Origin of the sequence: Novosphingobium sp., from assembly GCF_019748365.1 — a bacterium.
Taxonomy (GTDB): Bacteria; Pseudomonadota; Alphaproteobacteria; order Sphingomonadales; family Sphingomonadaceae; genus Novosphingobium.
In genome coordinates this window covers 1-8,566 of sequence record NZ_JAIEPN010000130.1, presented here as the reverse complement: position 1 = coordinate 8,566, position 8,566 = coordinate 1, and the positions used below count along the sequence as shown (strand labels likewise).

Below are 8,566 nucleotides of genomic sequence, written 5' to 3'. Positions count from 1 at the left end.
CATGGGGCTTTTTATTCAACCCAACTGGCCCCTTTTTAAACCGGTGCCTGGCCCGTTTTTATCCCGGTGTTGACAAGATCGGCGGATCGAAGGAACTCAACTACGAACTGGTCCCCAGCCGGTTCGATCCCAAGGTGCCCGTCACGCCAGCAACGCGCGCCTATTCCAGCGACTGGACAGCGGTGGACTTCGGCTGATGAACGAGACTCTTCACTTTGACGCGATCGTCGTCGGCTCCGGCATCACCGGCGGCTGGGCAGCCAAGGAACTCACCGAAGCGGGCCTCAAGGTCCTTCTCCTCGAGCGCGGCCGCAAGATCGAGCATCAGGTGGACTATGAGACCGAAGTGAAGGCCCCGTGGGACATGCCGTTCCGGGGCGAAGGTGATGCCGATCTCTACGAGCGCGAATACGCGGTGCAGCGGCTCAATCGCCACTTCACCGAGTTCACGCAGAACCACTTCGTCAACGACGCGCAGAACCCCTACCAGACCGGCGCGGAGACCAATTTCACGTGGTTTCGCAGCTATCAGCTCGGCGGCCGCTCGCTCACCTGGGGGCGGCAGTGCTACCGCTGGTCGGACTACGATTTCGGCGCCAACAAGCGCGATGGCCACGGCACCGACTGGCCGATCCGCTACGCCGATCTCGCCCCGTGGTACGACAAGGTGGAGGCGTTTATCGGCGTCTCCGGCGCGGCGGAAGGCCTGCCCCAGCTCCCCGATGGGAAGTTCCAGCCGCCTTTCGCGCTCAACGTGGTGGAACAGGCCGCGCGCGAGCGGATCATGGCCGCATGGCCCGAACGCCGCCTCACCATCGGCCGCACGGCCAACCTCACCGCAGAAAAGGAAGGTCGCGGCCTGTGCCAAAGCCGCTCGATCTGCGCGCGAGGCTGCTCTTATGGCGCCTATTTCTCCACCCAGTCGAGCACGCTGCCCGCCGCACAGGCGACCGGCAACCTTACGCTGATCACCGACGCCGCAGTCGAGCACATCGACTACGATCCCAGGACCCGCCGCGTGACGGGCGTGCGCTGGATCGACAGCAAGACCAAGGCCCGTGCATCGGCCACCGCGCGCATGGTGTTCCTCAACGCAGGCGCGTTCAATTCGGTCCACCTGCTCCTGAATTCCGCCAGCGAGGCCATGCCGGGTGGACTTGCGAACAGCAGCGGCGTCCTCGGCACCCACATCATGGACCACGCCAACACGCTCTCCGCCGCCGCGATCATGCCCGGCTTCGAGGCGTGGACCACTTTCGGCAACCGCCCGACCGGCGTCGTCATCCCGCGCTATCGCAACATGGAGATGATGGACGGCACCGGCCACACGCGCGGCTTCTCATTCCAGGGCGGCGCGCTGCAATCGACATGGACCGCAGGCAAGCGCGCTGCGGGCATTGGCAAGAACTACAAGAACAGCCTCCAAAAGCCCGGCCCATGGCGCATGGTCCTCGTCGCGTTTGCCGATTGCATTCCACGCGCCACCAACCGCCTGACGCTCGACCGCACGAAGACCGACAGCAATGGCATCCCCCAGCTGCGCATCGATTTCGCCTTCGGCGCGGAGGAAAACGCCGCGCTTGCGCAGGCCAAGGCGGACGCGACCGAAATGCTGACCAAGGCCGGCGGCCACGTGATGTTCGGCTTCGATCGCCCCGGCCCCGGCGGCACCGCCATCCACGAAATGGGCGGCGCGCGCATGGGCAATGATCCGGCGACGTCAGTGCTCAACAAATGGAGCCAGGCGCACGACGTCGCCAATCTCTTCGTGACGGACGGCGCGCAGATGGCCTCGTCCGCCTGCCAGAACCCCTCGCTCACCTACATGGCGCTGACGGCGCGCGCCGCCGCGCATGCCGTCTCCCTGCTCAAGTCGAGTGCGATATGACCGAATACGTGCGCAATGTCTGGTACATGGCCGCATGGGCCGACGAGATCGTCGGCGAGGCAATGCTGAGCCGCACTCTGCTCGGCAAGCCGTGGCTGATCTGGCGCAAGGCGGGCGGCACTTACGCGATGATCGCCGACCGCTGCCCGCACCGCTTCGTGCCGCTCTCGATGGGCAAGCGCGTGCGCGATATGGTGCAGTGCCGCTACCACGGCCTCGGCTTCGACGGCAGCGGCGCCTGCGTCCACTCGCCCTTCCCCGATGGCCCGCCCGCGCATGTCAGCGCGCCTGCCATGCCCATCGTGGAAAAACACCGCGGCCTGTGGTTCTGGCCCGGCGATCCGGCACAGGCGGACCCGGCGAAGATCCCGGACTTCAGCTTCCTCGACGAGGAGCGCGGCATGCATCGCGGCGTCCTGCGCATCGAAGGCAATTACGAGCTCATCACCGACAACCTGATGGACCTGACCCACGCCGAGTTCCTCCATATCGAGACCTTCGGCGTCAACGGTTCGATCTTCCAAGGCACGCAGACCGTGCGGCAGGACCACGATGGCGCGATCTGGAACAATTGGGACATGACGGACGCCGAGGCCCCTGAGTGGTCGAAGCCGATGCTGGAGCCCGGCGCGAAGATCGACCAGTGGCTTTACATGCGCTGGCACGCCCCGGCTTCGATGGCGCTCACTGTCGGCCTCGCCAAGGCCGGCACGCAGCGCGCGGACCTCATCGTCCCGCCGATGGTCAACCCGCACATCATCACGCCGGAAACCGCGACGTCCTCGCATTACTTCTACGATCACGAGGACAACGAACAGGCCGCAGCCATGGCGCGGCAGGTCTTTGTCGACGAGGACGAGCCGATGATCGAGGCCGCCCAGCGCGCGCTCGGTACGCAGGACTTCTGGGACGCGCGCCCCGCGATCCTCAAGACCGACGCCGGCGCCATCCGCGCCCGGCGTGCGCTGATGCAGTTGCGAAAGGCTGAGGAGGCAGCGGCGGAAGCTGCCACGACCTGACGTTCAGGCCGCCGCGTTCTTCCCCGAACGCGACAGCAGCACAAGAAGCAGCACCGCACCCACGGCGCTGACGATCCCTGCGACGAGGAACGCGCCCTGCATCGTGCCCGTTACCCCGCGCAGCAGCGAAACCAGCAGCGGCGAGGAGAACTGACCAAAGAAGAATGTCGCCGTCCAGATGCCCATGCCGCGCCCGCGATGCTGAAACGGCAGTTGGCTCTGCGCCCAGGCGATCAGCGTCGGGATCGCCATGCCCGCGCCGGTCTGCTGCAGCGCCATGCCGAGGATCATGCCCTTCCAGTCATGCGCGAGCCCCATCACCGCGAGCCCCGCACCAAGGAAGCCAAGGAAAATCGCGATCAGCACCGGCGAGCCGACCCCGCGCGCGCCGAGCAGCCAGAACAGCATCGCCCCGGCCAGAATGAACAGCGTCGGCAACGCTGTGATCTGGCCAATGCTTTGCGGATCGGTGACGCCGAGTTCCTGCCACACAGTCGCGCCATTGACGATGAAGACATAGTAGATCGCCGAGGAGAACAGCGTCAGCCCCGCGATCCCGAGCATCGCGCGCCACGGGAAGCCCGCGGTGTCCTTCTCGTCCATGCCGAGCATCATGCGCACGGCCTGTTCGCTCGAAGGCTCGAACATCCAGCGCACCATTGCTGCCCAGATCGGGATGGCGAGGAGATAGAGGAGAAAGATGCCGTTCCAGCGCCACGCCGTCATCGTGCCGGCAAAGAAGATCATCACCGAGGAAAGCGCGGGCCCCACCAGCCCCTGCAGCGCCAGCCACTTGCGGCGGCCCTCGTCGGGCCAGTAATCGGCGATCAGCGTGTTGACGGTGGTGAGGATCACCGCCTCGCACAGGCCCAGCAGCAGGCGCGAGCCATAGATCGTGTCGAGGTTGTCGAGGAAGAACGGCGCTGCGCCGATCAGGCCGTAGAAGAAGGTCGAAACCAGCAGCAAGGTGCGCCGTCCGAAGCGGTCGACCATCAGGCCGGCAAACAGCGCCACCACCGCAATCGTCAGGCCCGGCGCCGTCACCATCGAGGGGACTTTCATGGGCGCGGTCGGATCGCTCGGTGCGAAGTGCCCGATGATCGCGGGGATCGCCGGAAACATCGTGACAATCGCCAGTATCGGCAGGAAACCCGCGATGATGACCGTCAGCCCCTGTGCCAGACCTGCTTGTTGCCCAGCCTTGCGCCCGGCCATGGGTGTGCTTGCCAAGGTATTCTCCCCAAACAGCTTCTTTGCGCCGGGCGGGCTGTCATTCCCGTGATACCCTGCGTCCTGCGCTTGACCATAGGCGACATGTCATCATAATAGAAGCATGATTTTAATTTGACCGGCCGCTCTCGTTCGGCAGGAATGACCGCTCGAACGGGCGGGCGAGACATCGGGACAGACATGACAGCACAGCCGGCAGCCCCTGCCGCCACCACGGGCAGCAAACTGCCGCACGAACTCGACGATCGCCAGCGCGCGCTCGCCTTTTTCACCGTGCTCACCGCTGTCGTGCTCGAGGTGGCGGACACTACCATCGTCAATACCGCACTCCCCACCATCCGCGATGGCCTTGGCGCATCCCCCGCCGCGATGCAGTGGATCGTCGCGGGCTACCTGCTCACGCTCGGCTCGCTGCTGCTGCTGGGCGGGCGGCTGGGCGATGCCTTCGGCCACCGCCGCCTGTTCCTCGGCGGTGTCGCGGGCTTCGTCGCCGCCTCGGCACTCTGCGGCCTCGCCCCGACGCCGGGCATTCTCGTCCTCGCCCGTGTGCTGCAAGGCGCGGCGGGCGCGATGATGGGGCCGCAGACCATGGCCATCGTCCAATTGCTCTACACCCCGCTCGAACGCGTGAAGCGCCTCGCCTTCTTCGGCATGATCATCGGCCTTGCCGCGATCATCGGCCCGATCCTCGGCGGCTTCCTGATCGAGCTTGACCTGTTCGGCCTCGGCTGGCGGCTGATCTTCCTGATCAACCTCCCCGTCGGCCTTTTCGCGCTCGCCATGGGCCGCGTCACGCTCCCGCGCACCGGCGAGGAGCACCACGGCCTCGCCATCGATCTCGCGGGCGCCGCGCTGTTTGCAGCGGGCTTCGGCATGATCCTCCTCGCGCTCATCCAGTCGCATGAGGATATGACCTTAACCCAGGCAGGCCCGATCCTCTTCGGCGGGATCGCCGCTGTAGGGCTGGGCTGGCACCGCGCGAGAACGCGCCGCGCTGCCGGGCTTCCGGCGATGATCGAACCTTCGCTCTTTGCGCTGCCCACCTTCCGCTGGGGCATCCTGGCCGCAATGGCCTTCAACAGCGGCTCGGTGGGCTTCCTGATGATCTTTGCCGTCGCCCTGCAGCAGGGCCTTGCACTCACCCCGCTCAAGACCGCGCTGATCCACATCCCCTTCGGCCTCGGCGTCATGGTCGCGGTCGGCCTCATCGTCCCGCGCCTGCTGCCCCGGCTCGGACGCCTGCTGCCGATGGCAGGCGGCGTGCTGATGGCGGCCGGCATCGTCAGCACCCTCGCGCTGATCCGCGCCTCGGTCGCGGGCGGGCCGCTGCTGGTCGCCACACTCGCGCTGGCCGGGATCGGCTTCGGCACGCTGTCCGGCCCGCTTGGCCCCATTGTCGTCTCCGAAGTTCCGCGCACCCACGCCGGCACCGCCAGCGCCACGATGCGCACCGCGCAGCAGCTCGGCGGCGCGCTCGGCATTGCGCTGGTCGGCTCGGCCTACTTCGCCGTGGCTGGCAACGATGCCGCTGCCCGCCTTGCCGGTCTGGTCCCCGGCGCGCAGATGATCGCGGCGCTGCTCTCTATCGCCGTGCTGGCCGTTTCGCGGCTGCCATCCACGCTGTTTGGCACCGAGCGCAAACCATCGGCGGATTGACCTCCAGCCGGTTCATCGCCATTATCAATTGGAATAGAATTAAACCTATCTGCCAATCAGATAGATAACCATCGCGGGAGATTATATGGACGTCAAACCTGTGCGCCGCATCGTCACCGGCCACGATGCGCAGGGCCGCGCGATCATTCAGGAAGACGGGGCCACACCCCGCGTCCAGCAAGTCGGCGGCGCGATCGGACCGATGTTCCATGAAGTCTGGAACACGCAAGGTACACCCGCCTTCATCGACGCCGCCTCCGGCGAACTCCCCGAGGCCGGAGTGATCCTCGCCCCGCCGAAGAACGGCACCCGCATCCGCGTGCTCGACATTCCGCCCGAAGGCGACGACATCCGCAACATGACCCCCGAGGAAGCCGCCGCGCATTTCGCCGAGATCGGCGCCGGCCACGCCTCCAACGCTGCCAAGGAAGGCGCCCGCCACGCGCTGATGCACCGCACAGAAACCATCGACTACGGCATCGTCATCGAAGGCGAGCTCGTGCTGATCATGGATGAGGGCGAAACCACGGTCTATCCCGGCGACATCGTGATCCAGCGCGGCACCAACCATGGCTGGGCCAACCGCTCTGACAGGAACTGCCGCATCGTTTTCGTGCTGATCGACGGCGAATTCGCGCCGGACCTCAAGGCATGAGGCTCGCCACCCTGCGCGACGGCACGCCCGACGGCGCGCTGGCGCTCGTTTCTGCCGATGGCACCCGCGCGCTGCGCGTCGGCGGCAACCTGCTCACTGCCATGGCGGACTGGCCCGCCACCGAGGCAATGCTCGCGGCCGCACAGGCCCGCCTCGAGGCCGGCGAAGGCGAATCCACCGACGACGTGGATTTCGCTGCGCCCTTGCCCCGCACCTGGCAGTGGCTCGATGGTTCGGCCTTCACCACCCACGGCGATCTGATGGCCGTCGCCTTCAAGCACGATCCCCACGAAGGGGACCGCCCGCTCATGTATCAGGGCCTGTCCGACCGGTTCTATGGCCCTGCCGATCCCGTCCCCTTCCCCGCCATGGAGCACGGCATCGATTTCGAAGGCGAGTTCGGCGTGGTGGTCGATGGCGTGCCGATGGGCACCAGCGCGGCTGAGGCGCTTGGGCACATCCGCCTCATCGTGCAGATCAACGATTGGTCGCTGCGCGCCATCGCCCCCATCGAAATGAAGACCGGCTTCGGCTGGGTTCAGGCCAAGCCGGCCTGCTCGATGGCACCGTTCGCCGTCACGCCCGATGAACTGGGCGAGGCGTGGCAGGATGGCCGCGTCGGACTCGATCTCATCATCGACTGGAATGGCCGCGAAGTCGGCCGCGCGAATGGCGCCGCGATGGCCTTCGGGTTCCACGAGCTTGTCGCCCATGCCGCACTCACCCGCGATCTTGTCGCCGGAACGGTGATCGGCTCGGGCACTGTTTCGAACGCCAATTACGCCGAAGTCGGCTCCAGCTGCATCTCGGAAATCCGCGCGATCGAGATCATCGCGCAAGGCGCGCCGCAGACCCCGTTCATGGCCTTCGGCGATACCGTGCGGATGACGGCGGTGGATGCCGCGGGCCGCGCTCCGTTTGGCCAGATCGATCAGGAAGTCGTGAAGGCCTAGCATTTTCGGGCCGCCCCGGTGTAGGATCGGAAGAACGTTCCCAGATCGCAGGGCGAGGCGGCCCGATACCCATGACCAAACCCAAACGGGCCACCATTGTCGATGTCGCGCGCATGGCTGAAGTTTCGGCCAAGACCGTCAGCCGCGTCGTCAACAACGAGCCGCATGTCACCGAAGCGGTGAAAACCCGCGTGCGCGAGGCGATGCGGGCGCTGCGCTATCACCCCAATGTTTCGGCGCAGGGGCTGGTGCGCAGCCGCTCCTACCTCATCGGTCTCGTCTACGAAAAGCCGAGCCCCAGCTACGTCGTCGAACTGCAGAAAGGCGCGCTCGAGCGGCTACACGGCGAACGCTTCCGCCTTGTCGTGCTGCCGGTCGAATCCGTCACGGATCGCGAGGAAGAGATCATCGCGCTGCTGCGCTCGGCCGCGCTCGATGCCGTGCTGCTCGCCCCGCCCGCTTCGGACCACGCGGGCCTGATGGCCGAACTGCGCGAAGTGGGCATGCCCTTTGCGCGCATATCGCCCACCCGGCTGCTCGGCAATGGTCCCTCGGTCGCGATGGATGATGTCGCCGCCGCGCAGGAAGCGGCGGAACACCTCGTGGCGCTTGGCCACAAGCGCATCGGCGTGATCAAGGGCGACCCCAGCCACGCCGCCTCCGATGCGCGGCTGGTCGGCACGATGCAGGCGCTCGCCATGGCAGGCATCACCCTGAAGCCCGAGTTGATCGAATCCGGCTTGTTCACCTTCGATTCGGGCCTCGCCGCCGCGCGCCGCCTGCTCGCGCTTGATCCGCCGCCCACCGCGATCCTCGCCCAGAACGACGACATGGGCGCGGCCGCCATCACGGCCGCGCGCGAATGCGGGCTGAGCGTGCCGGAGGATCTCTCGGTCGTCGGCTTCGACGATTCCGATATCTCCCGCGTGGTCTGGCCGCCGCTCACCACGATCCGCCAGCCGGTCGAAGACATGGCCTACCGCGCGATGGACATGCTGCTCCACGTGCTGAAGGGCGAGCCCGAGGGCGGCGACATCCACCTCGCCCACGAACTCCTCATCCGCCGCAGCACCGCACCGCCGCGCGCGGGCTAGACTCGTTTTCAGATTGATTGAATCGCGAGGGATTCCCAAGCGTCGCTGTTTCTGATTCAACCTGCTGGCTG

At 66.4% G+C, this 8,566-nt stretch carries 7 protein-coding genes and 1 pseudogene; 7 read left to right on the top strand and 1 reads right to left on the bottom strand.

From position 1 onward, the window contains the following. The 3 genes and pseudogenes from K5Q19_RS15150 to K5Q19_RS15140 form a co-directional block, all read left to right on the top strand. Positions 1–197: pseudogene (locus K5Q19_RS15150) on the top strand (gluconate 2-dehydrogenase subunit 3 family protein); the annotation flags it as partial. Beyond that, positions 197–1,888, top strand: a complete 1,692-nt coding sequence (locus K5Q19_RS15145; RefSeq protein WP_292946832.1) for a GMC family oxidoreductase — start codon at positions 197–199, stop codon at positions 1,886–1,888. The pseudogene K5Q19_RS15150 and the gene K5Q19_RS15145, both read left to right, overlap by 1 nt. After that, positions 1,885–2,907 (top strand): aromatic ring-hydroxylating dioxygenase subunit alpha, encoded by a 1,023-nt coding sequence (locus K5Q19_RS15140; RefSeq protein ID WP_292946829.1) that lies wholly within the window; start codon positions 1,885–1,887, stop codon positions 2,905–2,907. Before K5Q19_RS15145 ends, K5Q19_RS15140 begins: the two co-directional genes overlap by 4 nt. Positions 2,908–2,910: 3 nt before the next feature. Here the strand turns inward: K5Q19_RS15140 and K5Q19_RS15135 are convergent, their stop codons facing one another. Beyond that, a complete protein-coding gene (locus K5Q19_RS15135; protein ID WP_292946826.1) occupies positions 2,911–4,137 on the bottom strand; it encodes an MFS transporter in 1,227 nt (408 codons plus the stop codon). A gap of 180 nt (positions 4,138–4,317) precedes the next feature. On the opposite strand from K5Q19_RS15135, the gene K5Q19_RS15130 reads away from it, so the two are divergent. The 4 genes from K5Q19_RS15130 (at position 4,318) to K5Q19_RS15115 (ending at position 8,495) form a co-directional block, all read left to right on the top strand. Continuing rightward, positions 4,318–5,793, top strand: coding sequence for an MFS transporter (locus K5Q19_RS15130; RefSeq protein ID WP_292946823.1), 1,476 nt, complete (start codon positions 4,318–4,320; stop codon positions 5,791–5,793). A gap of 85 nt (positions 5,794–5,878) precedes the next feature. Beyond that, positions 5,879–6,448 carry a cupin domain-containing protein gene (locus tag K5Q19_RS15125; protein ID WP_292946820.1) on the top strand — a complete coding sequence of 190 codons (570 nt, stop codon included), beginning with the start codon at positions 5,879–5,881 and terminating at the stop codon, positions 6,446–6,448. After that, entirely contained in the window at positions 6,445–7,401 is a 957-nt protein-coding gene (locus K5Q19_RS15120; protein WP_292946817.1) for a fumarylacetoacetate hydrolase family protein, read from the top strand. The genes K5Q19_RS15125 and K5Q19_RS15120 overlap by 4 nt, the downstream gene beginning before the upstream one ends. Positions 7,402–7,472: 71 nt before the next feature. Continuing rightward, the gene (locus K5Q19_RS15115; protein WP_292946814.1) at positions 7,473–8,495 is read left to right on the top strand and encodes a LacI family DNA-binding transcriptional regulator; all 1,023 of its coding nucleotides are present in this window, start codon (positions 7,473–7,475) and stop codon (positions 8,493–8,495) included. The last annotated feature ends 71 nt before the right edge of the window (positions 8,496–8,566 follow it).